We start from the raw sequence: 22,948 nt of genomic DNA on the forward strand, positions 1-22,948 counted from the left end.
TGAGTCATCCTTGAGACTTAAGACTTAACGTGACAGCTTCTGCCAGCGGCGTTAAATGAAGGGTTGATTTTAGCCTTGTTTTTAATGCCTGAATAGATAAACGTTTGGACGCACTGAGAAATTCTTTTTTCATCGGGCTTGCTCTTTCCCACGCTTGCTCAAATGATTCATAACCAGCAGGACCTAATCCTAGAGTTTGTGCAATCATTTGTTGTAAAGTCCCAATCGGTGTGGGTTGTCCGTCAGCAATATTATAAAGAGAAAAAGCAGATTTTGTTTGAACAAGCGCATGGCTTATTTTCACCAAATCATCAATGTAAATGTGGTTTGTATAAGGTGCCTGTTCAGGATTAATAACGGGTGTACCCTCCATTGCAGCTTCTAATGGTAAACGATTAACACCATAAATACCGGCAATACGTAATATAACCAAGGGAATATGATTGTGTTGGCAATAGGTTTGCCATTGCGCTTCAGCATCCAATCGACGTTGTTGACGAGCATTCTGAACATGGCAAGAAGAAGATTCATCAACCCAGGCGCCTGCATGATTACCATAGACTCCGCTGGAGCCAAAATAAATAACGCAAGAAGCACTTAACTGACTGTGGTTTAAAAATTGTTTTAACCCGAAGTCTTGATCATTGCTTCCACCGGGAGGAATGAGGTAATAGATAATTGTTTCTTTTGCTTTCCACTGCAATGGCTCTTCTATGTCGTGGACAATATGATTTAATCCCTCTAATCTATAAGCGCTGTCCAAATGACGTGAAATGGCAGTGACAGATTCCTTTCTTTTTAACAGATACTGCGCCAGATGATAGCCAGAGTAACCATAACCAATAATTAAATGTTGCATCTCTTTTCCAATAAATCAGATTTTCACCTACTGAACCCGAGAAATTAAGTCAGTTTAAAACGGCATAAATTTTGATAATCACATTGTTGGCAAATGGCTGGGCTGCTGGGGCGTGGTGGACAATGTCCCTGCATAAACTCATGTGCCAATTCGTTTAACTGGGTATGCCAATGCTCACGAAGCGCTGTCCAGGTTTGTCCTTTTTTTAAGGAACCTATGCCTGCAATAGCCAGATTTTCTTCACTAAGTCCCTTAGGCGTTAACGTACCTGCTTTCAACTGTGTGAACAACAGGGTATTAATACTCTCATCCAATAATGCATAAATTAATAATTGAGGTTCCTTCGGACGTTCTTCATTCCATGGCAGACTTTGAGGCAAACTGGTTTTATAGTCGATAACCCATTTTTGTCCATTTTCCATCTTGTCTAATCTATCAATACGAATTCTAAATTCCATGTCGGCCAAGCTGATAGTAAAATTCTGTTCAATGGCTTCTACATGGAAGGGGGGACGCTGCCGATCCCAATGCAAGCTGGCTTGTACTAACTGGAGGAGCCGTTCTACTTCCACTTCCTGGATGAGGGGGGGAAAAGAAAAACTTCGTTGCTGAATAACAGGTTTTAGCGCCGTATTGATTGCAGAGTCAATGTGGTTGTTTAACGCTTCCTGTGAAAGCTGTAAAAGATTTCGTTGGCTTTTAATCCTCTGCCAAAGCAGTTCGAGTACTTTATGAATAATTTGTCCACGCTCCCTGGCATCAGGTCCGTCAGAAACCTCTCGTTCACCTTTTACATGCAAACGATGTGCAGCAAAAGCACGAAAAGGACACTTAGCTTGATTTGCCAAAATAGTTGTGCCACCAACCACTTTTTCCAGTGAAACAAGGGGCAAGGAATAGGCCTCATGAAAGGATTCTAACGGCGACTCTAACGAAATTTCTGACAAAATAGCTGCCTCGTAGGGGGGTAGGTTGTCAATTAATGGGCTGGCCAGAGTAGGTTTATCATCGACTAATCGAGGATAGCTAAACACGCAGGAAAGACTTGCTTTTTTTAAGCGAGTAACTGTTTTTTCGGCCAGACAGAGTTCGCGTGTCGGATCAGCATGCGGCATTAAGTGTTCGCGTTGCAATGAAATGGGTATAAAGGCTGAAAATTGTACTGATTGCGGCAAACATTGATCCGTTAAACCTGTAACCCAAAGACTATCAAAAGTGCACCCCGAAGCTTCTAACAAACCTAAAATCTGTACTGGCGCCGCTAGTTTTTGCGGTTGAAAAATAATCGATTCGGCTAGTTGTTTAAAGGCTGCTAAGGCTTCCCGTTTTGTCATGTCTGGAGTGATTAATGCCAATTGTTTGTACTCATCAAATAGTAATAGCAAGCGCTGATAGCATTGATAGTTAGCTGAATTAAGTGTGATTTCTCCAGGAAAACCTAATTTTTCAAGTCGTTGCTGAAATAGTGCAATCCAGGTTTGAACCGTTGCTTGTTCGGGATAGCCGGTAATATCTTGCAGCACCTTTGCAAGCTTTGGCGCTTTGGTTGTTAGTTCACGAATAAAGGTTGCTAATGAAAACGTTAACTCCCGTAAACAGGCGCTATGCTCCATTACCTCTGCGCGAGCAAGCAATTCACTCTGTGAATAGGCAAGATAAGGAGAGCTCAACAGTAAACGGGCTTGATGGAGGCTTAGCGTTTTACCGTCTAAATCAAGCCAGGATAATGCATGGGCCACCAAAGGATAATTTGCCAATGGCTTGCCTAACGAAATATTAAATTGATCTTGAGGGATGCATGTTTGTAGTTTTCGCTGCAAAAAGGAGAATTTTGTTTCTAAATCAGGGACCACAACACCAATACGGTTCTCGCCCTTGGCAAGCCGCTCTTTTATCCAGTAAAAAAGCTGCCCCTGTTCATCATCTTCATTTTGGGCAGCATATTGAAAAATGCTTGAAGGAATTTCGTCTAAATCAAAAAAGCTTTGCGGACAATTTTGGACCGTCAAGTACCGTTGTAGATGCTTTTGTTGTGGTGTAAAGTCATCAAAACAAGCCCAAACGACTGGATGTGCAGTGAAACTGTTTTTTTGAGAACTTAAATAAATTGCAAGTTGAGACTCGGTGATTGCATGCAGGCGCTGCAACGCATTTATAAATTGCTGAGCCCATTGTTTAAATTGGCGTGTTTGATGAGTGGTGTCGAAAGCTGGGTGGTGAAAATCAAGCAGCCACAAATTACACCTTTTCCATGCTTCTTCCACTGCATTTAATAAACCCCGACTCACTGTTATTTCTGTAGCCGCCAAAATTTGATGCCATAAATGAGTCGTTTGTTGTGCGGTTAACAAAAAGGGATGAGAACTATAAGGTTGCAGATGAACGAATTGTTGAAAAGCATTGAGCAGGAAAGCATTATAAGGAAGGCAGCGAGGTTTTTGATGAATTTGATTGGGAAATGCCTTGGCAAAATCCTGCAATAACTCACTACTCAGACGATTGTTGGGAGTAACAATACAAGTGCCTTCTTTCATTAATGTCAGAAGCTTTTTTTTATTCATCGGCGTTATCATTCTCTTTTTTTAAGGTCTTTTGTTGTTCACCGATGGTTATAAGACCTGGCCAAAAACGTTTGTTAAAATAAAGTGCAACGAGTGCTGTTAAAGGTATAAACCATACACCCACGGTTAAAAACAAAGTCGCTAGAATAACGCCGTAAAAAACGACATGATCTTGCCAGTATTGAAGACGCTCAAGTATGGGAGAATCTGTATAATAAAAGTGCGTCAATATGGCCAGACTAAAACAAAGCAGAATAAAGCAGGACGCTATGATACCTATCAGAAAAACAGAGAACCAGCTGCGTTTTTTAGCCAGCGCTTTACCAAATAAATTGCCAGTTAAAATTCCAATTATCAACGTCAAAATAAGCGATGTCCACAGGGGAAAAAGAGCACTGTCTTTCAAAGGAAGAAGGGTGTATTTGGTAAACAATAGTATTAATAGGCTATAAATTGCAAAAAATATTGCCCCGGTAAATCGAGGATTTAAGGACATATCGCTTTTTTTTAGAGTCATAATGTCTTTTTCACTTAGGAATTTATTCAGTTAGCAAAGTATAAAAAATTAAAGTCTCTTTCGCCTTAAATATTTCGAGTGTAGTATGTCGTAAACCAGATGGCCACGCAAATACATGGCAGCAAATCCAGCCGCAATTGCTAACCACAGACCAGCAATTATAAAACTATAGAAAAGCATGAAAAAGTAGTTTAGCAGTTGTTGGGATAATGTGTCTGTATGGATCCAGCGCGTATACCCTTCAGACAAATAAAGAAACCCCAAGACGTAAAAAGGAAGTGCTACAAGAACCATTAAAAATCCATAGGCAAAGGCTTTACGCCGGTAGGGTTTTTTACTGTAGATAATATGTTTGCCGAAAATCGCTCCAAAACAGCCAGCAACAACTACAGCTAAAAGAGTTGCTTTAAACAAGGGTAGAAATTGTTTTGCTCCCATCAAGTAAAGAAAGCCATCGACAAGACAAGTCGCTATAACTGCTAGCAAGGCAAAATAAACTCCGGCAAGTAATCTTGGATTTGAAATGCTAAGGGCCGTATCTTCATGATTCATAACAGTGGCCTCCAAAACCTGGCGGATTTGAAACTTGCGCCTAAAGCGGATAATTCTATTATAATATTAGCTTATTTTTCATTCTTTTTGCTTTATAAATTACCTAATTTTCTTATTTAAACATTATGTTCAATTTGATAATATAATGAACAGTAGTCCCTTATTTTAAAGATATGCCTAATTTTTATAAAGAAACAGAAATAACTACTGGCCCAGCAAGCCACTCAGGCCATATTGTTTATAAAGAAGCATTACTTCAGCAGTCTAAAAAAATTGTTTTTAAGTTAAATAAGCGTGACCAATCTCTTCTGTCTTTGTATGAAGCTTCCCTCACCCGTTTAATCAGTCTCTTTTTAAAGCCCAATCTGACACCGAAACAAAAGGTAGTAAGAAATGAAGAAGGCAACATTATTGGTTTGGCAGTGGAACATTTTTGTTACACTGCTGCTCGCCGTGAAACCTTAGCTCCTAATTTTGGCTCGCTTAAAAAGACAGCAACAGGCTACAGGATCAAATCAAAAAAAAGAGAAAAGGCTGAAGATATTCCCATCTATTTTCTTAATGAATTTTACAAAGGTTTTTTTGCGGATTTATACCAAGCTTTCCTTGATGGAAAGATTATTTTGGATATGGAATCGCTGGCCAGCATTTTGTGCAGCGCATATACCTTGGAAGAAGATGATTTACATAAAGGGAATTTGGGATTTTATATTGTTGAACGAGAAAAAAAACTGCGAGTCGTCTTTTTTAAAATTGATAATGATTTACTGCTCTCGAATAGTTTAATGTCTCGTTATGAGTCCCGCATCGAACATTGGGGGCATGGCGAAGATGCTTTTAAAATTACTGTCAGGGATTTATTAGGATTTCCCAAACTGATGGATTCTAAAAATCATTATTGGCCTACCTGTTTGCGGTATTTTGTCGGCTACAATGATCTTAAAGTTTATAATTCTGCTGAAACAGAGGCATTTATTCAATTAGGTAAAAACCCTGAATTTCAACAGGCAAAATGGAGAGAGTGGTATCAACATATACTGATTCAGTCAGTAATGATTGAAAGTTACCTGGAACGTTCCTTAAACAGGTCTGACTCTTATGAACGAGCGCAACTCGCCTTAATTAGTCAGGCCACAATCGCTCGCCTTTCCCAACTTAAAGCAGTTCTTTTTTCAATTCCAGAATTTCGGCAATACGTTGCCACAGTCAATCATGAGAAATTAAGTGAAGAGATTTTCACGGATCACCCTAAGTTGAGTAACGCTGATAACCATACCTTACTAAATCGCCAATTAGAATTATACAAAGGACTATGTTTGTCGGCGGATGGATTTAAAAAGGGCGACACGCCTTTACATGTTGCTATTCGACTAGGGGACTATCGATACCATGAAACGTGGAGTCATTTTAAAGAGTTTGCCAACCAGGCTAATGAAGAAGGGGAAAAACCCTTAGATGTAGCGGTAACAAAAGTCCAAACTCATTTAAGTACAAATCCGGATGTGGCGATTGAAGATCCCAGGGTCAATCCATTTTTTACCATGAAGCATTTATTGAATGAAGGAGTCGATAAAACCAGTCTTTATAAAAAATTTTGCAATGACAATAGGCAATTAAAAATAACCTCCTATCATTTACAATCCACCTATTTTGATCGAGTGAAAAAGACAACGAATGCTGAAGGTTTTATTGAGGTTTTACGTGATGTGGGTGAAGACTATCGTTTCAGCTTAAAAATGAAAAAGGAAATTTCGATTTATTGCTTAAGGTTTTTTCTAAAAAATCAGGCTGAAGATATAGAATTAGGTTCTGTACTATGCCAATTAAAACAGGCTTTAAATGGTGGGAATGGTAAGCAGCCGCGTCCAGAATTGCAATTTATTCGTCAGTTGCGAAGCTCACTTTGGATAGTACGACTTATTCGTGGTTTATTAGGTGGGACAAGTACTCAGCTTGAGTTTAACAAACTGCTTGAAGCGAAACAAAAACAGATCGCCACTTCAGAGCCTTCATCCTGTTTTTCGGCATTTTTTACGACACGAAATATTAAAGCAACTCAAGATGAAAATAGCTTAACGATTAAAAGTACTTCTTTTCGTCGTGGATTAGCAAAATAAATATTTCTGATATGAGTTAGTCTCAGCTTATTATTTAATGAAACGATTTTCCCTGGCTTCCTGCTTCTGCTCCTGCTTCAGAATCTACACCTGCATTTGATTTTTTATAGGTTTCTTCTGCTGATTTATATTTATCTTTAACAATTCCCAATTTACTTAAATAGCGTTCTCTTATTCTGCGTCCGTGTTCAAGCATGGCTTCCTGTTTTATAGAAGGGGAAGAACTCGGTGACTGTTTTGCACTAACTTTAGTTTTTGGAAGAGGATCATCTATAACAGCTGATGCAGAAACGACTCGCTCTGCTTTTAATGCCATGAGGTTATTCACCTGGGTTGTTGTTGGAAATTGCTTCTTATCCTGTACTGAGAATGTAGTAACGTATCCCGATGCGACGTTTGCTGTGATTGTTTCCATGGAGGTTGCAAGAACTGCTTGACTGGGAGCGACATCTCCTGAACATTTTATACCTACAAAAGGAATGGGGTCTTTTGAAGAGGGTATAGGGGGGAAATCCACTCGAGTGACGTCTGTTATTTCAAGAGGTTTCATAAATTTTTTTGTTGATTCTGCAGCCATAATTTCTGCCCGAAGTAGGGGATATTTGTCCCAATCCCCTCCACCTAGGGAGCAAGAAAGAGCCAACGCTTCATCATTACCCATTCTTTGAATAAAATTACCTGCATTACCACCCAGGTATTTTTTAATGATTTCTTGTGCTTCTTCAGAAACTGTAGAAGGGGATGGTTTTACCATGTAAATTTGATTGTTGTAGGATGGGTCACTTTTTTGTAAAGGATGATGTTCAAAATAGCCCATCCAGGGTGACCAGGTTTGATCACTGTTACTGTTATGCCCAGATGATTTGTAAAAAGGGTAAACAACTCCTGAGTTTCCTTGTATTACCATGAGGTCTCGAGCGGGATTTGCATACACTGTAACTCTGTTTGGATGATTTAGCCGATACATAAGATCCTTCCCTGATCTTTTTAATATCTGGTTCTATAGGTATAGACTAAAAACGGCCTAAATGGTTAATAAGAAATCAAAAGCTAGGTTAAAAAATAAAGAATAAATAATAAATCTCTGCACAGGACAAATTTGCAATCTGGATTGCTTCATGTTGTTCGCAACGACGACATAAAAATTTTGCCCTGCGAAGGTGGTAAAAAGGGATGTTTTGATCTTTAAGCCTTTAACGTTATATTGCAAATATAGAGATGATTTATGAGCAATGAATGAAAGCTTTTTTAAAATTAATTGAACGATTGCGTTTCCTGTTTCTCTTTTTTGTGTTGATACTATTTTGTTTTACCAAAGCACTGGATGCGCAGTTTGGTTTATGGCGCCTTGGTGATGTCATTTTATCGCTGCTTATTATTTACAGCTTGATAGTCATTGGTGATCGCTCGCGACGTCTTTTGCAGGTTTTAATCGTGCTTGCCATATTCGAAGCGCTCTTTCTTCTGCTCAGCTTTTTATTTGATTATCCCTTAATCGGAGTAACCAAGGCATTTTTTACGATGCTTTATTTTGCGTTAATGACGGCTGTATGCTTGCGCTATACATTTGCTGATAAAATGATTGATGTAACGACGCTATTTGGCTCAATCTCAGCTTATATGTTTATAGGATTAGCCTATGCTTACCTTTATTTGTGCATTAGTCTAATAGATTACAACGCTTTTGCAGGTTTAAGTACGAGTTATGACACGGATTTGATTTATTTTTCTTTTGTCACATTAACCACCGTAGGGTACGGTGACATGGTGCCTAAAACACCTCTCTCTCAAACTTTTTCCTGGATGGAGGCATTGGTAGGGCAGGCTTATCTCACTATCATCATGGCTCAATTAGTCGGGCGCTACATGACTAATAAATTTCGAATTAAGTAGAGGAAGTACAATGAACACGGAAGAATCAAGTACAGAAAGATGTATTATCGATTTGATAGTCAAAAAGCAGGAAAAAGCCTATATCGTTTTTGAAGACGAACAGTTTATTGCATTCCTTGACTTTCGTCCCTTATTTCCTGGCCATACTTTATTATCTCCTAAAGAACATTTTCAAACGTTGTATGACTTGCCTGCACAGTTAACTGCCAGGTTTTGCGGTTTAATTCAATTAATGGGTAAGGCAGTTGAGCAGGCAATGGGGGCAAGGGGAAGTTTTATTGCAATGAATAATAAAGTCAGCCAAAGTATACCACATCTACATGCCCACATTGTGCCGCGGAATAAAGGGGATGGCTTAAAAGGTTTTTTTTGGCCGCGAACAAAATACCACGATGAAAATCATATCCTAGAAACGCAGCAAAAAATAATAAAACAGCTAGATTTTATACTTGATTAAAATGCTATGTTTTCTGAGGACATCCTTCATGCGACTATGCGCTTTCAAGATGAGGGCGTGAGCTTTTGGAGCTTTGGTTGTCAAACACTTTTAATTAAATTACTCTATTATTCTCAAAATCAATTAAGGAACAAATATGACAATGCCAGCAGTCGGTGAGTTTTGTTGGAATGAATTAGCAACACCTGATGTTAAAAAAGCCAAGGATTTTTACGGCAAAGTATTTGGGTGGCAATTTATGGATCATGAAATGGAAGACATGACTTATACGATTGTCAAATCCCATGATAAGGATATAGCTGGAATATGGACTATACCTGCTGAACAACAAAAAGAAATTCCCCCCCATTGGATGGCTTATATTTTAGTTTCCGATGTCAAAACAGCGTTGCAAAAGGCTAAAGACCATGGTGCTACAGTAGTAAGAGATGTCACTCAAGCAGGCGAAATGGGGCATTTGGCAATCATTACCGATCCAACTGGCGCTCATGTAGCTCTTTGGCAACCTGCGAAGTAAATACCGTAATTAGTTATATTACCGAAAGACAGTATATTAAGTTTTTGGTGCTGTAGCTGTGCCAAGCTTATCCCGTATATCAATGTGACTTTTATCTCTACCTCCAGAAATTTTTTTTAAATTTTTGGAGGAAATTTTTTTCTTTCCTTTCGAGATCGTGGAGGAAGACGGTTTTCTGTTAGCCATACTATTCTCTATAAAATGTGTTTCTTCTGAAGTATAGAATAGAATCAGGCGATTAATTGGTATTATTATCTTTTGTAGCCTAAAACGTCTACCTCCCCTTGTTCATTTGCCCTATCACAGATAATATAACCAGAGCGTGGCTTGCCGATTAAGCAGTTTGCCGATGAGATTATCGCTTAATTAGGGCTGAATAAATATAGGGAAATAGTAGCGCACATGGTAAAGATTTCTACGGCAATAGTCTGCTTGTTTCTTGCTTCCTGCATGGTTGGCCCAAATTATAAAGAGCCAATTAAACCTGTTGCCAGTCAATGGTTACAGAAGAGCCCTTCGGTAAAAACAACCCCGCCAAGAGACGCAAACTGGTGGAAAGCGTTTAATGACCCTACCTTAACCTGTTTAATTGAGCAAGGCTACCATAATAATTTGTCTGTCCAGAGCGCAGGTGTTCGCATTTTACAAGCCCGAGCCCAACTTGCTCAATCAGTCGGTGAGTTCTATCCGCAGCAGCAGGCAGTAGTTGGCAATTATACTTACAATCGTATTGGGGGGAGTTCATTACAAAACCTGCTACCTTCCAGTTTTGAAACGGCAGCACTGGGCGTTACAGCGAATTGGGAATTGGATTTTTGGGGCAAATACCGCAGGGCAATTCAATCCGATGATGCCACCTTTCTAGCATCAGTTGCTGCCTATGACAATGCTTTAGTGATTCTAACCTCAGAGATTGCTAGTGCTTACATCAGTATTCGCACTTTTGAACGGTTAATTCAAATTACCAAAACCAATATACAGTTGCAGGCAATGAGTTTGCGGATAGCAAAATCTCGTTATAAAGGAGGCCAAACAAGTCTCTTGGATGTAGAACAGGCACAAACAGAATTAGCAGAAACCCAAGCTACACTACCTACTTTGGTGAGTAACTTACAAAAACAAAAAGATAAATTAGCGGTACTGCTTGGCATAGTGCCAAATCAAGTTGATGCTTTCCTTACCAAAAGCAAGGGAATTCCTAGGACGCCCCCTACAGTTGCTGTAGGTATTCCTCGAGAAGCATTGGCTCAAAGGCCTGATATCTATCAAGCAAGGTTGGAAGCTATTGCGCAATCGGAAGCAATTGGTGCAACGAAGGCGAACCTGTTCCCTGCTTTATCATTGGCAGGTACATTTGTGTTTGCGGCCAATAGCATTGGTAGTAATTCAATCAGCGATATTTTTCGTTGGTCAAATCGACAAATTACCGCCGGGCCTGCAGTCACTTGGCCTATCTTAAATTACGGGCAGATTACCAATGCTGTGCGGATGCAGGACGCCGCTTTTCAACAAGCTTTATTAAAATATGTTAATTTGGTGCTGCAGGCGCAACAGGAAGTGCAAGATAATATTACCCGCTACATTGAAGCTAAGAAATCGGAAAATTACCTTGGTAAAGCCAACCAATCTGCAACTGTTTCTACAAAACTGGCATTAACACGCTACAAGGAAGGTGAGTCGAACTATACCACCGTATTAGATGTTGAAAGGCAACAATTACGGGTGCAAACCTCATTAGCCAATGCGCAGGGGGAGGTTGCTTTGGCACTGGTAGCACTTTACCGGGCATTAGGCGGGGGTTGGCAAATCCGTTGCTGTAACGATGTTGTTCCAAATCATATTAAACAAGAAATGGCAGCGCGCACGAACTGGGGTAATTTACTTAAGCCACAAAATCATTTACCTCCAGTTACGAAAAAGCAGCGTTTGAAACAGCTTTATCTACCAAACTGGTGATGGTATGACTTCAGAAAGAAATCGAAAAATAATAAAAATAGCAATGATTGGTTTTGTTATAGTCCTGCTTCTTTATTTAATTTTCCATCATAAAACGCGAAGTACAGCAGATACTTTGCCGGTGCCAGTAGTCTTTGTTGAAAAACCGGAAGTAGTGGAAATGGGAGAGTATGTTACTCAAACAGGCAATACTGTGGCCTATAATTCAGTGGATTTGGTGGCACGCGTTGAGGGTTATCTCGACGCCGTCAAATTTACTGATGGTACTTTTGTTAAAGAAGGGCAGGAATTATTCATTATTGAGCCGCAACCCTATCTGGAAAAACTTTTAGAGGCTGAAGCCCAAGTTGCAATAGCCAAATCCGCCCATGCTTATAATCAAGCCGAATATGAACGCCAACGGCAGATGTATAAAGAAAATGCCACTTCTTTAAAAAATGTAGAAAAATGGCGGGCTCAGGCTGAAGAAAGTAAGGCGGCAATCGCCAAAAATGTTGCCAATGCCAAGGTCGCCGCTATTAATTACAGCTATACCCATGTGCGGGCTCCTTTTGATGGTCGTATTGGTCGTCATCTGGTAGATCCAGGTAATCTGGTAGGAAATGGCAAGGCAACAAACCTGGCTACGCTTGAACAAATAAATCCAATCTATGTTTATTTCAATTTAAATGAACTGGATTTAATCAAACTTCGTGAAGCAGCAAAGGCCAGAGGCTTTAAACCCTCCGATATTAACAAAATCCCTGTTTTTGTGGGCATGCAAAATGAAACCAATTTCCCGCATCGGGGTAAACTGGATTTCGTAAATACTGGTCTTAATGCCTCGACGGGTACTATGCAGTTCCGAGCTATCTTACCTAATGAAAATCACGTTTTATTACCAGGGCTTTATGTGCAGGTAAGAATTCCAGTTCGTAAACCACAACCACAACTCACTGTGCCTGATACGGCCATTCAATATGATCAAATTGGCCCATATTTGTATACGGTTGATAAAAATAATGAAGTGGAGACAAAGCGGGTAGCGCTTGGCAGTTTAGAGCAGGGCAAACGGGCAATTCTTAAAGGACTTGAGAAAGACGACAAGGTGATCGTTGATGGTTTACAGAATGCAACCCCTGGTAATCGGGTAAACCCCAAAGTGCAAAGCAATTCAGTAGGAAATGCATAATGATTTCTAAATTTTTTATCGAACGGCCTGTACTTGCGAATGTCATTGCGCTTTTGTTAGTGTTTCTTGGCGTCATTGCGATAGGTATTTTACCTGTTTCCCAATATCCTGCGATTGTGCCTCCTACTATTCAAGTAACAACCAATTACCCTGGTGCCGATGCAAAAACATTGATAAAAACGGTAGCACTTCCCATCGAACAGCAGGTTAATGGGGTGGAAGACATGCTTTACATGCAATCCACCAGCACCAACAGTGGTAATTATAATCTCATTGTGACCTTTGCTATTGGTACGGATCTGAATTATGCACAGGTGTTGGTACAAAATCGTGTACAGGCAGCGATGGCCCAATTACCAGAGTCTGTACAACAGCAAGGGGTTGTGGTCCAGCAAAAATCCACCGCTATTCTGCAGTTTATCACCTTGACCTCCGAGCACGGTGAATATGATGGCTTGTTCCTTGACAGTTATGCAGCCATTAATATGCAGGATGAATTATCCAGGCTGCCAGGGGTAGGGAACGTCATTATTTTTGGATCGGGAACTTATGCCATGCGGGTTTGGCTGGATCCTAAGAAAATGTATGCTTACTCTTTGACCCCTAAAGATGTACTTCTCGCTATTAGTCATCAAAACAAGGAGGTTTCCGCAGGGCAAATCGGTGCTCCACCCGTGACAGGCAAACCCTCCTATCAATTTACAGTGAATGTGCCGGGACAGCTTGCCAATCCTGATGAGTTTGCCGATATCATTGTCAAAACTGTGGCAACGCAGTCGGATGAAGATGCTAATGCCAGCAGCAGTGCTCAAGTGATTCGTATTCGTGATGTAGGGCGTGTGGAGCTTGGTTCCTCAAGTTATAGCCAGCTTGCAAAACTCAACGGCAAGCCTACTGCTGCTATCGGTATATTTCAGCTCCCTGGCGCTAACGCATTGGAAGTGGCTCAGGAAGTGCGTAAAACAGTAGCCAAGATGGCCAAGAAATTTCCTCCCGGCATGCAATATTCCGTCCCTTTTGATACGACTATCTTCGTGAAGGCTTCAGTGGATGAAGTTTATAAAACCTTATTCGAAGCCGGTATTTTAGTATTACTAGTCATTGTGGTTTTTTTGCAAAATTTTCGCGCTACTTTAGTGCCCGCTACCACAGTACCCGTAACGATTATCGGCACCTTCTTCGCCATGTTTTTATTAGGCTATACCATTAACCTTCTTACTTTGTTTGCCTTGGTATTAGCCATTGGTATCGTGGTTGACGATGCGATTGTGATTGTAGAGGGCGTGACCCAGCATATTGAACGTGGAATAGCGCCAAAGGAAGCGTCTATTGAAACCATGCGGGAACTATTTGGCCCAATTGTGGGTATTACCTTGGTATTGATGGCTGTATTTGTGCCGGCAGGATTTATGCCTGGACTAACGGGAGCCATGTATGCCCAGTTTGCTTTGGTGATTGCTGCAACCGCATTCATTAGTGCGATTAACGCAATGACGTTGAAGCCTACGCAATGTGCTTTATGGCTTCGGCCCATCGATCCAAACAGGCAAAAAAATATCGTTTTTAGAACTTTTGATCGCTTCTACAACCCACTGGAAGCGGGGTATGTGCGATTTATAGATCGTCTCGTCAATCGCAGTGCTTATACTTGTTTGGTGGGTATTATTTTGGTTGCTGTCGCCATTTTTGGAATTACCCGTATTCCAACCGGATTTATCCCAATCGAAGATCAAGGCTATATCATTTTAAATGTCTTGTTGCCGGACGGTGCTACCCTGGATCGAACAGAGGCAGTTCTTGATAAATTAACCAAGGAAGCCTCCAAGGTAGGCGGGGTGGAAAATGTGATTGCCATTGATGGGATTTCTTTACTGGATAACAATGCCAATCTGGCGAATGCCGGTGTGGTGTACATCATGTTTAAAGATTGGAGCGTAAGGGGGAAGGGTGAAGATTTGAGATCGCTTTATACTAAATTTAATGAAATTGCAGCGAGGACGCTGGATGCTAAAGTGTTGGTAGTGGTTCCGCCCCCTATTCAGGGATTGGGATTATCCGGTGGGTTTCAAATGCAGGTTGAATTGCAAGATGGTTCTTTCGATTACCTAAAATTGCAAAAGGTCACCGACCAGTTGGTGAAGTACGGGACACTACAGCCCGCCCTGCAAAAACTTATGACCTCGTTTCGTGCAGCAGTACCGCAGGTTTTAGCGCCGTTTAATCGATTAAAAGCTGAATCGTTAGGGGTTGCTGTTGGTGATGCATTTGATACCTTGCAAACTTATTTAGGATCTTCCTATGTGAACCTGTTTACTAAATTCGGACAGGTGTTTCAGGTGTATGTGCAAGCGGACGCATCCTCTAGGATGAGCATTGAAGATGTACGTAATTATTACGTTAAAAATCAGGCTGGGGAAATGGTGCCTCTCGGAACGCTAACCAATATTACCCAGGCCATCGGCCCTGCCCTTATTTCCCTTTATAATTTATACCCTTCAAGTAGTATCAATGGGATAGCATCCCCTGGCTTTAGTTCAGGTCAAGCTATACAGGCAATGGAGGAGTTGGCTCGTAAACTTTTACCTGCTGGTTTATCTTTCGAATGGACTAGTACGGCTTATCAGGAAAAAATAGCCGGGAATCTGAGCTATTTTATTTTTGCGCTTTCTTTGGTGTTGGTTTACATGATTTTGGCAGGCCAATATGAAAACTGGTTTACACCGGCAGCAGTTATCCTTAGTGTGCCATTAACGTTAATTGGAACCGTATTGGCGTTGTCCAGTTTAGGTTTAGACAATAATATGTATACCCAAATTGGTTTGTTACTATTAATTGCGCTAGCAGCCAAAAACGCCATTTTAATTGTTGAAGTGGCGCGTGAGCAGCGATTACTTCACAACAAATCTCCTATTGAAGCCGCAGTAATAGGTGCTAAAACGCGATTTCGACCGATTCTTATGACTTCCTTTGCGTTTATTATGGGGGTAATGCCATTGGTGTTTGCCACAGGGGCCGGTGCTAATGCACGACGCTCCATTGGTATTGCTGTTGCCAGCGGGATGATGGCCTCCACTTGTTTGGCGGTCGTGTTCGTACCTGCCTTTTATGTACTCATTCAAACTTGGCAGGATAGGAAGCAAAGTAAAAAAGTAATTGCAGTTGCAACAAATCCTCACAACGAGAGGTAAAGGGTCAAGGACTCCAAATGAGAAAATCGAGTAAATATTAAGCACATTTAATATTTACTTAACACTATTCTGTTACCATAGCCTTACTTCAATAGTATGGAAATAGCCATGTTAGACAAAAATAAATTACTTAATTTAGCGAAGAAAGCAAAGAATACTAGTTTTCCTAATCTTTATTTTGAAAAAGGAAATGGTTGGGTGCAAACTTATACTCCAACGTTTGGGGTGGTTTTTTCGCTTAAGAAAGTTCAAGAAGCATTGGATAGAGACAATTTTGACCCTTTGTTTAACTTCGCAAGAAAATTAAATACAGCAATTGATCGTTTAGAACAACGCCAAACTAATTTCAATAAAAAACTAGAGGCCTATACAAAAGTTTATGAGCAGCACCACAAGACGAGTTCTTTACTCGATCCTTTGCAATTAAAACAAGATTATTCAAAAGCTATAATCGAATTAAAAGAAATCGATGCTGAATTGAGAGAAATGTTACTTCATCCTGCTTTGGAATTTTTGAGGGTCACCCATCCAGAGCAAGCCGCTGATCAATCAAATCCTCATCCAGCTCAGGTAATCTTCAATCAACAAGGGGACTATGATGTATTGCATCGCATCATGCAATATGCAGGCTTTTTCAATCTTAAACTTCCAAAACGTGAAGCGATTCCAGTAGCTACCGAGCAATCTACCACGACGCCTAATCTGTAAAAAAAAAGGTCAGTAAGCCTGGTTGACGCATTTGTGGCAACTGGGTCTTCTTGGCCACTTGAATCCTTATTACACTGTCGCTTCATCACGTCTACCCTTGTCATTCCATATCGTTTAAATAAATTTACTTTTGCTTTATTATGAGCGCAGTATCTATAACTCAGAGTTACTATGAATTTTCATTACTCTAAATGTTCACCGTTTCTTTTTGCGGCAATCTGCTGGATGTTTATCTGTTTACCTGTATTCGCTGCAAGTCAATATACCAAAGATAAGCCGCTTCAAGAAAAGCTTGCGGAACTTGAAGTCTCTGCAGGGGGAAAAATTGGCGTATCGGCAGTAAATACTGCTAATAACCAGCATCTTCAGTATCGCGCTATGGAACGCTTTCCCATGGGGTGTACTTCCAAGGTGGTGGGGGTTGCGGCCATTTTAAAAAAAAGTATGAGCGATCCAACGTTGTTGCAACACAAAATGCACTATAAAAAAGAAGATTTAGCGGCCTGGTCGCCTATTACCGAGAAACATGTAGCTGATGGCATGACTGTTTCTGAATTATGCGCTGCTGCTATTACCGTGAGTGATAATACGGCGATGAACCTTTTGGTAAAAAAATTAGGTGGACTGCAAGCGATTAATGCTTATGCCAGGTCCATCGGTGATAAATATTTTAGAGTGGATAATGATTGGCCTAAGGAAGCTTTTTCGGGGGGCGAAGGTAATCTCTATGATTCCTCTACGCCGGCTGCCATGGAAAAAAGTTTGACAAAATTAACCCTTGGTGATGCGTTGGCACGTTCACAACGTGAGCAGTTATTAAAGTGGTTAAAAGATAATACAACTGGGGAAACCCGGATTCGAGCTGGTGTACCAAAAAACTGGATGGTGGGTGATAAAACCGGAACAGGGGCTTCCTATGGAACAACCAATGATATTGCTATTATTTGGCCACCTGGCTGTGCTCCTCTAGTAGTCACTATCTATTTTACTAAAGATAAAAAAGATGCCGTAAAGCAAGACGAAGTGGTAGCATCTGCTACACGACTGCTCCTGGATGAATTTTCAAAAACTGATTCGTGTATAAAACAAAACGTTTCTAAATCAGTTTGAGTGGGAATCTAGTTTTGTTTGGCCAACCCTTTCAGACTATGCGGACACCATTACACAGGCGAGAAACCAGCCGTAAAAAAAATTTAACTGACGGGTTTACAGCTTGTTGGGCTCGCATAGACCGACTCGTTGGTTAAATATCTCGCTTCAATATCATCCAGCTTCTTGGTTAGATTAATAAATAGCATCGTTTTAACTTGTCGAGTCGAAAGTGTCGCCAAACAAAAAACTAATTCTTTTAAACTTTCTTTCATAAATTTATTAGTTCTCTGCAAAGAGATGTCTTGGTAATGGGTAGCTTTTGTAAGGATTGAATTGAGCTTTTCCTGCACTTCTTTATAAGCCTTATTATCGCCATTACGCTTTGAATAATCATTGGAGATTTGATTGAATTTAGCGATTAATTTAAATAGCTCATTAAGAGAGGGTGGTATAAAAGATAAAGTAGAATTGTCGGCAGGATACTCTCTAGCCCACTTTGTGGCAAACGCTTTAAACCATTCTCCTATTGTAGGATTTGGTGAACCAAAAGAGGATTGTAATTTTAAATGACTGTTGAAATTTTGTTCAGTTATAAACTGTTGCAGTTCCCGGTTAATAATCATCAATGATTGAATGATCTCTTTTTGAAGCCCTGCATCCGTGTAATTTTGCCATCCCTGTACTATTTTTTCTCGTCCAGTTTGTAAAATATTGTTTACTACCCCACTTGTCTGCATCGATTCTATTGTTCTATAAAGTTCCCAAAAACAAACTTCTACAGTTAATTTGCGTTGAGTAATAGGGATTAGAGGTAGTCTATAATGAGCGTAAAGTTCTCTGGTTTGTTTAGAAAATATTAAAAAAATTTTAAGATCGTCTATAAATTGGGCAGAAATTTGCTGATAAAATTTATCAAGAGAGCCGGCTGCGAATAAACCTATTGAAATTTCGATGTATTTCTCAAAAAATTTTTCTTCAATCGTGTTTTTACCAAAAAGACCCTCCAGATCCTGGGAAAATCTATGCATTTCCAACATTTCCCTAAAGGAAATTTTGTGCGGTTCATAAGGTAGCCCTTGATAAAACATGCCATAAGTAAAGCAAAGTTGTGTTTTATTTTTGAGCTGATTCCACCAACTAAATACTTGCTGAAGTGCTTGTCCTTTTTCTATTCTTTCCTGTGCTTCTACTTGAGAAAAGACGCCTCGGGTGACAGGGTAGGGAAGGGTTTTACTTTTAAGCGCTGCATATAGAGCCTTATCGTTCAGATGTGTTTTCATCATTTCGCTAGCTTCCTTTCTAGATAATGAGTAAACCTCCACAAAATCCTGCCAATTCCCACCCAACAAAATTTCACTTAAGACTCGCACTCCAGTTAAACCTAGTTCAATGTCCATGTTAGTGGTAAAGAACACTTGCGGTATTAAATGATTGAAAACGGGCTTTTTCCAACAAGTACCTTCAGCGCGCTCGACAATGGTTTCCTGTCTATCTTTGGTTAATCCTCGTGTACCACCGGTTAAAAAATGATGTTCACAAACACGTTTATCTATGCAAATAAAATGGATGTACTCACTATGGAGGTTTAGTGCCTGTTGCAATCCAAAGCCGTCGGTAAGCGGGAAAACACTTAAATATCCTGAATCCTTATATAATTCGGCAGCATCCCGAGATAAATTCATATGGTGAGCAGGACTTACCTGGTATGCACTATGTTGTTTAGACTTAATTTTATATATATTGTCACTACGTACAAAAATATATTTATTGTCAAAGGTTTGCTCACTAAAATCAGGTTCTCTCTTTTCTTGCATGGAAGTCCACTACATTGCGCACTTTGATTAAATTATAATCATTTGGGTCTTTAACTGAAAAGGAATTTTTCTCCTCTTCAAATTCCGTTTGGGAATGCAATTTTTTTATGGGTACACTAAGCGTTTAAGACTAAACCAAATTGTCCGGAATAGCTTTTTACCTAGCAGAAATTTTTGACTTACGATTACTTCAGTGACGCTCACAAATTCTAGCTTATATTCAATTAATATTACTTTAATCTTTTTTGGCTATAGTTTAATCAAGTTAAACTGTTTTATGACTATCATGCCAAAAAAAGCTTATACCAGTGCTGTAATGTTTTTACGGGAAGTCACGGAGCTAGACTTTTTTGGATGGGTTGATAATGATTACAACGTTGATGCCGTCGCTTATTTTCCTGTTAGGGAAATCACTAAATTAGCTTCTTTGTTAGTGCTTCCTGAAAAAATACGCAAAGAAATGCATATGGAAATTACACCCCATTTTATTAGGGTGGCTATTCCTAAAATTAATTCTTCACCTATGATTGATTATTTGTCAGGATTTCAAAAAACGGTAGATGTTAAAAAGGAAGAACGTCCTTTAATTGAACAACGCCTGCTCAATATTGCGACCGTCTCTATGCCTACAGGATCTTTTGCCAAAAGCGCCCCTAGAACAATAGAAGAACAAGTTGACCTATTTCATCAACATGTAGAATTATCTTACAAGCTCATTCGGGAGCAAACGAAATTTTTTCCGGATGAATTGGCAATTTGTGTAATGCCTGAATTCTATAGCCATTGCCAATTTGGCGCTAAAAGCTCCCTGTTCATGTCTTATAATGCCCAGCAGGAGTTGGTAGCTGGATATTGTAAAGTCAGTAAAAAATATCCTTCTTTATTGATTATGGTTAATGTGACGGCAACCACACCTACCGAAGTAACGGATGACGAGGGATTAAGCATTGGCCATAAACCTAAATTTCAAAAAACAAACATGCTTCTAGGTTTAAAAGAAGGCTCCATTGTTTATGCAAGTTATAAAGTTAACAAAGGACCAACGGATATTCCAAATGAAGAATTAACTTCCAGTGAAGCAGAAAGAAATACTTATTGGCATGGGGCAGTGGATAAAAAACTTATGCCACTGGCTTATTTCAAGCAATATAAGGGGATAACCATCGCAGGTAGCGTATGTGTAGATGCAGCAGAGGGTTTGCTCGGTAAATATTTGCGCAAACAGTTTCCTGAGTTTAGTACTGATAAGTTTGGTCCAGCTGTTCAAATTATTTCTTCAAGTTCTGTTGCCTTGCCACTATTTAAAAAACGTCATGAAATTGATTCCAATCAAGTAGTGACACCTGAAATTAGCCATGGTCTCATTATTCAAGCCGATGGTCACAATACATTAAACCGTTCAGGGGTTTGGTTGGTAGAGGGTGAAAATTTTATACGGCAAAAGCCTGCTGGCATCCAGGTTCTAGACGATGGTACACGGGTAGAGAGTTATTCTATCACTGCGAAATTATTACATAATCAATTACATGATCACGTGGAGGAAGACATTGAAGAAGCGAGCTCAATCCGTCATAGCGGAATAGAGCCCAACTTGTCATAAGATTAGATTAGGTAGGTGAGACGGTTTTAGTATTTTCAGGTTCTTTTGCTGTTAGTTTGCCTGACTCTTTATCCAGATCGAAAGCCTTAGGATTTTTTAAATAAGCATCCACTTCAGCCTTTTTGCCTTGGACAAATAAGCCTTTTCCATCGGAATACATACGGTGATCTTCAGAAGTATTGTAGGCATCAAAAGCACGATTCTTACCAGCTTGCCCTTTAAAAAATTTGACTGCTTCTTCTCGTGAGTCAAAAGCTAAGGCAACCCCACCTTCCTTACCTTCAAGAGGTTTTTTACCGGTTTCTTTTTCGTAATCTTTCAGAAGATCTTCATTAAATCCTTTCTTTTTCGTGTCAACTTGATATTGTTGCGGTGGCTTATCTTCTTCAGAAGAACTTTTCTTTTTAAGAATATTCTCTCCATGGGTTTTGAAAAGACGTTCATATTCGTCCTCTTCATCAAGGCTACGATAGTTTTTCTTAGAAAGTTCTTTTAACCTGTTTATTTCCTGGATTTGCTTTACCTTATCTTCCGGTGTACTCATTTAGAACCTCATATTCGATTAAAATTGCAATCATTATAATTATTATAATCTACCTTACAGCTTATATGTAATTAGCCAAATCTGGATTAATTTTCAATTTATTTACATTTGTGAAAAAATTAAACCCCTGACAGGTCTATTGTTGTTCTTTATCTTTATCGCTTAATCTAAGTTCAAGCCACATCGCATTTAAAATGGCAAAGGTGCAAGCTAATCCTGTACCTAATATCCAAGAGAAGTACCACATAATGAATTCTCCTAATAAGCTGTATGTTCATTATTTATAATTGATTCACTCGTTACTTTACCGCGTAAAACCCGATAAACCCAGGAGGTATAAATTAAAATAAAGGGTAGAAAAATGACTGTCGCCAGCAACATAATAAATAAAGTTAATTGGCTGGACGAACTGTCCCACACGGTTAAACTTTGGTTAGGGTAAGATGATGAAGGCAAAATAAAAGGAAATAAACTAAGCCCTACAGTAGCAATAACGCCTGTCACTGCTAATGAACTGAAGACAAACGCAAGCAATGCTTTTCTGCTCAAGCTTATGGCTAATAAGGCTGCGAAAATAGCTCCTAGCGGTGCAAGTAATGTGACAGGCATCATTTGATAATTGACAAACCAGGCTGCTGGTTGACGAATTACGGTTTTAAAAAGTGGATTTGAGGGGCCATCATGAACAACAGTATTCATCAAACTATAACCCTCGATTCCAAAATAAAGCCAAAATCCACCTAAAATAAACAGAAAAATCATTGCTATGGCGCTCAGTTTGGCTGCTGTTCTTGCACGCCGTTGCAAATAATCGGTTGTTTTTATAGTAAGGAAAAAAGCCCCATGCATGGCCAACATGACCACCGAAACTAATCCGCAGAGTAAGGCAAAAGGATTTAGCAACTGTAGGAATGTGCCTGTGTAGAAAACGCGTAAACTCTCATCAAAATGAAAAGGCACGCCCTGTAATACATTGCCAATGGCTACCCCAAAAATTAACGCTGGAACAAAACCTCCTATAAACAAGGCCTTATCCCAGAAGCTTCGCCATGCTGCATTGGGTAATTTAGAACGGTATTTAAAGCCCACAGGGCGTAAAATAAGTGCAAGCAGCACGATGAGCATCGCTAAATAAAACCCTGAAAAGGAAAGGGCATACAACGCAGGCCAGGCCGCAAAAATGGCCCCTCCGCCTAAAATAAACCAAACTTGATTGCCTTCCCAGGTAGGCGCAATGCTATTGATTAGCACTCGTCTGTCAATGTCTGTTTTAGCAAGCCAGGGTAGCCATATCGCCACGCCTAAATCAAACCCATCCATTACTGCAAATCCTATCAGTAAAGTCCCAAGAAGTACCCACCAGATAATACGTAAGGTTTCATAATCTAAAGGCATGATAGTT

The 22,948-nt window shown here is 39.9% G+C and carries 19 protein-coding genes; 10 read left to right on the forward strand and 9 right to left on the reverse strand.

Annotation, left to right across the window (positions count from 1 at the left end; translation table 11 throughout):
- Positions 1 to 4: 4 nt before the first annotated feature.
- Genes Ljam_RS14630 through Ljam_RS14645 form a run of 4 tightly spaced genes read right to left on the reverse strand, consistent with a single transcriptional unit; the run spans position 5 to position 4,489 of the window.
- Positions 5 to 859, reverse strand: a complete 855-nt coding sequence (locus Ljam_RS14630) for a Rossmann-fold NAD(P)-binding domain-containing protein (RefSeq protein ID WP_058450715.1) — start codon at positions 857 to 859, stop codon at positions 5 to 7.
- 44 nt (positions 860 to 903) lie between these two features.
- Positions 904 to 3,420, reverse strand: a complete 2,517-nt coding sequence (locus Ljam_RS14635; RefSeq protein ID WP_238583740.1) for a PD-(D/E)XK nuclease family protein — start codon at positions 3,418 to 3,420, stop codon at positions 904 to 906.
- A complete protein-coding gene (locus Ljam_RS14640; protein ID WP_058450717.1) occupies positions 3,413 to 3,937 on the reverse strand; it encodes a hypothetical protein in 525 nt (174 codons plus the stop codon). The genes Ljam_RS14635 and Ljam_RS14640 overlap by 8 nt, the downstream gene beginning before the upstream one ends.
- Positions 3,938 to 3,985: 48 nt before the next feature.
- Positions 3,986 to 4,489: a hypothetical protein gene (locus tag Ljam_RS14645; RefSeq protein WP_065235557.1), complete on the reverse strand. Its 504-nt coding sequence runs from the start codon at positions 4,487 to 4,489 to the stop codon at positions 3,986 to 3,988.
- Positions 4,490 to 4,662: 173 nt separating this feature from the next.
- Between Ljam_RS14645 and ankK the strand changes: the two genes are divergently transcribed.
- Positions 4,663 to 6,606: a Dot/Icm T4SS effector AnkK/LegA5 gene (gene ankK / locus Ljam_RS14650; protein WP_058450718.1), complete on the forward strand. Its 1,944-nt coding sequence runs from the start codon at positions 4,663 to 4,665 to the stop codon at positions 6,604 to 6,606.
- Positions 6,607 to 6,640: 34 nt separating this feature from the next.
- Here the strand turns inward: ankK and Ljam_RS14655 are convergent, their stop codons facing one another.
- Positions 6,641 to 7,573 carry a hypothetical protein gene (locus tag Ljam_RS14655; RefSeq protein ID WP_058450719.1) on the reverse strand — a complete coding sequence of 311 codons (933 nt, stop codon included), beginning with the start codon at positions 7,571 to 7,573 and terminating at the stop codon, positions 6,641 to 6,643.
- A gap of 269 nt (positions 7,574 to 7,842) precedes the next feature.
- On the opposite strand from Ljam_RS14655, the gene Ljam_RS14660 reads away from it, so the two are divergent.
- The 8 genes from Ljam_RS14660 (at position 7,843) to bla (ending at position 17,606) form a co-directional block, all read left to right on the forward strand.
- Positions 7,843 to 8,499 carry a potassium channel family protein gene (locus Ljam_RS14660; RefSeq protein ID WP_058450720.1) on the forward strand — a complete coding sequence of 219 codons (657 nt, stop codon included), beginning with the start codon at positions 7,843 to 7,845 and terminating at the stop codon, positions 8,497 to 8,499.
- Positions 8,500 to 8,509: 10 nt separating this feature from the next.
- The gene (locus Ljam_RS14665; protein WP_058450721.1) at positions 8,510 to 8,956 is read left to right on the forward strand and encodes an HIT family protein; all 447 of its coding nucleotides are present in this window, start codon (positions 8,510 to 8,512) and stop codon (positions 8,954 to 8,956) included.
- 136 nt (positions 8,957 to 9,092) lie between these two features.
- Positions 9,093 to 9,473, forward strand: a complete 381-nt coding sequence (locus Ljam_RS14670; RefSeq protein WP_058450722.1) for a VOC family protein — start codon at positions 9,093 to 9,095, stop codon at positions 9,471 to 9,473.
- A gap of 402 nt (positions 9,474 to 9,875) precedes the next feature.
- Complete coding sequence (locus Ljam_RS14675) at positions 9,876 to 11,429, forward strand: efflux transporter outer membrane subunit (protein WP_058450723.1); 1,554 nt, start codon at positions 9,876 to 9,878, stop codon at positions 11,427 to 11,429.
- Positions 11,430 to 11,433: 4 nt separating this feature from the next.
- Positions 11,434 to 12,600: an efflux RND transporter periplasmic adaptor subunit gene (locus Ljam_RS14680; protein ID WP_058450724.1), complete on the forward strand. Its 1,167-nt coding sequence runs from the start codon at positions 11,434 to 11,436 to the stop codon at positions 12,598 to 12,600.
- Positions 12,600 to 15,788, forward strand: coding sequence for an efflux RND transporter permease subunit (locus Ljam_RS14685; protein ID WP_058450725.1), 3,189 nt, complete (start codon positions 12,600 to 12,602; stop codon positions 15,786 to 15,788). Before Ljam_RS14680 ends, Ljam_RS14685 begins: the two co-directional genes overlap by 1 nt.
- Before the next feature lie 108 nt (positions 15,789 to 15,896).
- The gene (locus Ljam_RS14690; protein ID WP_058450726.1) at positions 15,897 to 16,496 is read left to right on the forward strand and encodes a hypothetical protein; all 600 of its coding nucleotides are present in this window, start codon (positions 15,897 to 15,899) and stop codon (positions 16,494 to 16,496) included.
- Positions 16,497 to 16,721: 225 nt separating this feature from the next.
- Complete coding sequence (gene bla / locus Ljam_RS14695; RefSeq protein WP_058450848.1) at positions 16,722 to 17,606, forward strand: class A beta-lactamase; 885 nt, start codon at positions 16,722 to 16,724, stop codon at positions 17,604 to 17,606.
- A gap of 83 nt (positions 17,607 to 17,689) precedes the next feature.
- On the opposite strand, the gene Ljam_RS14700 is transcribed toward bla, so the two are convergent.
- Complete coding sequence (locus Ljam_RS14700; protein ID WP_058450727.1) at positions 17,690 to 19,402, reverse strand: hypothetical protein; 1,713 nt, start codon at positions 19,400 to 19,402, stop codon at positions 17,690 to 17,692.
- Between the two features lie 286 nt (positions 19,403 to 19,688).
- Here Ljam_RS14700 and Ljam_RS14705 point away from each other — a divergent pair, with 286 nt between their 5' ends.
- On the forward strand, positions 19,689 to 21,002 hold the full coding sequence (locus Ljam_RS14705; protein ID WP_058450728.1) for a hypothetical protein: 1,314 nt from the start codon (positions 19,689 to 19,691) through the stop codon (positions 21,000 to 21,002).
- Positions 21,003 to 21,009: 7 nt separating this feature from the next.
- On the opposite strand, the gene Ljam_RS14710 is transcribed toward Ljam_RS14705, so the two are convergent.
- From Ljam_RS14710 to cydB, 3 genes are all read right to left on the reverse strand, one after another.
- Positions 21,010 to 21,546, reverse strand: a complete 537-nt coding sequence (locus Ljam_RS14710; RefSeq protein ID WP_058450729.1) for a hypothetical protein — start codon at positions 21,544 to 21,546, stop codon at positions 21,010 to 21,012.
- Between the two features lie 136 nt (positions 21,547 to 21,682).
- The gene (gene cydX, locus Ljam_RS14825) at positions 21,683 to 21,796 is read right to left on the reverse strand and encodes a cytochrome bd-I oxidase subunit CydX (protein ID WP_202967575.1); all 114 of its coding nucleotides are present in this window, start codon (positions 21,794 to 21,796) and stop codon (positions 21,683 to 21,685) included.
- 8 nt (positions 21,797 to 21,804) lie between these two features.
- Positions 21,805 to 22,941, reverse strand: coding sequence for a cytochrome d ubiquinol oxidase subunit II (cydB, locus tag Ljam_RS14715; protein WP_058450730.1), 1,137 nt, complete (start codon positions 22,939 to 22,941; stop codon positions 21,805 to 21,807).
- Positions 22,942 to 22,948: the final 7 nt, after the last annotated feature.

Source organism: Legionella jamestowniensis (genome assembly GCF_001467745.1).
In the GTDB taxonomy this organism is placed as follows: domain Bacteria; phylum Pseudomonadota; class Gammaproteobacteria; order Legionellales; family Legionellaceae; genus Tatlockia; species Tatlockia jamestowniensis.

What these genes read in the sequence shown, in the direction of transcription:
- Ljam_RS14645 (WP_065235557.1), bottom strand. Translation starts at nt 4,489, where the DNA reads ATGAATCATGAAGATACGGCCCTTAGCATTTCAAATCCAAGATTACTT.
- Ljam_RS14675 (WP_058450723.1), top strand. Translation starts at nt 9,876, where the DNA reads ATGGTAAAGATTTCTACGGCAATAGTCTGCTTGTTTCTTGCTTCCTGC.
- Ljam_RS14710 (WP_058450729.1), bottom strand. Translation starts at nt 21,546, where the DNA reads ATGAGTACACCGGAAGATAAGGTAAAGCAAATCCAGGAAATAAACAGG.
- Ljam_RS14700 (WP_058450727.1), bottom strand. Translation starts at nt 19,402, where the DNA reads ATGCAAGAAAAGAGAGAACCTGATTTTAGTGAGCAAACCTTTGACAAT.
- Ljam_RS14655 (WP_058450719.1), bottom strand. Translation starts at nt 7,573, where the DNA reads ATGTATCGGCTAAATCATCCAAACAGAGTTACAGTGTATGCAAATCCC.
- Ljam_RS14635 (WP_238583740.1), bottom strand. Translation starts at nt 3,420, where the DNA reads ATGAATAAAAAAAAGCTTCTGACATTAATGAAAGAAGGCACTTGTATT.
- Ljam_RS14665 (WP_058450721.1), top strand. Translation starts at nt 8,510, where the DNA reads ATGAACACGGAAGAATCAAGTACAGAAAGATGTATTATCGATTTGATA.
- Ljam_RS14660 (WP_058450720.1), top strand. Translation starts at nt 7,843, where the DNA reads ATGAAAGCTTTTTTAAAATTAATTGAACGATTGCGTTTCCTGTTTCTC.
- ankK (WP_058450718.1), top strand. Translation starts at nt 4,663, where the DNA reads ATGCCTAATTTTTATAAAGAAACAGAAATAACTACTGGCCCAGCAAGC.
- bla (WP_058450848.1), top strand. Translation starts at nt 16,722, where the DNA reads ATGTTTATCTGTTTACCTGTATTCGCTGCAAGTCAATATACCAAAGAT.
- Ljam_RS14630 (WP_058450715.1), bottom strand. Translation starts at nt 859, where the DNA reads ATGCAACATTTAATTATTGGTTATGGTTACTCTGGCTATCATCTGGCG.
- Ljam_RS14640 (WP_058450717.1), bottom strand. Translation starts at nt 3,937, where the DNA reads ATGACTCTAAAAAAAAGCGATATGTCCTTAAATCCTCGATTTACCGGG.
- Ljam_RS14680 (WP_058450724.1), top strand. Translation starts at nt 11,434, where the DNA reads ATGACTTCAGAAAGAAATCGAAAAATAATAAAAATAGCAATGATTGGT.
- cydB (WP_058450730.1), bottom strand. Translation starts at nt 22,941, where the DNA reads ATGCCTTTAGATTATGAAACCTTACGTATTATCTGGTGGGTACTTCTT.
- Ljam_RS14685 (WP_058450725.1), top strand. Translation starts at nt 12,600, where the DNA reads ATGATTTCTAAATTTTTTATCGAACGGCCTGTACTTGCGAATGTCATT.
- Ljam_RS14705 (WP_058450728.1), top strand. Translation starts at nt 19,689, where the DNA reads ATGCCAAAAAAAGCTTATACCAGTGCTGTAATGTTTTTACGGGAAGTC.
- Ljam_RS14670 (WP_058450722.1), top strand. Translation starts at nt 9,093, where the DNA reads ATGACAATGCCAGCAGTCGGTGAGTTTTGTTGGAATGAATTAGCAACA.
- Ljam_RS14690 (WP_058450726.1), top strand. Translation starts at nt 15,897, where the DNA reads ATGTTAGACAAAAATAAATTACTTAATTTAGCGAAGAAAGCAAAGAAT.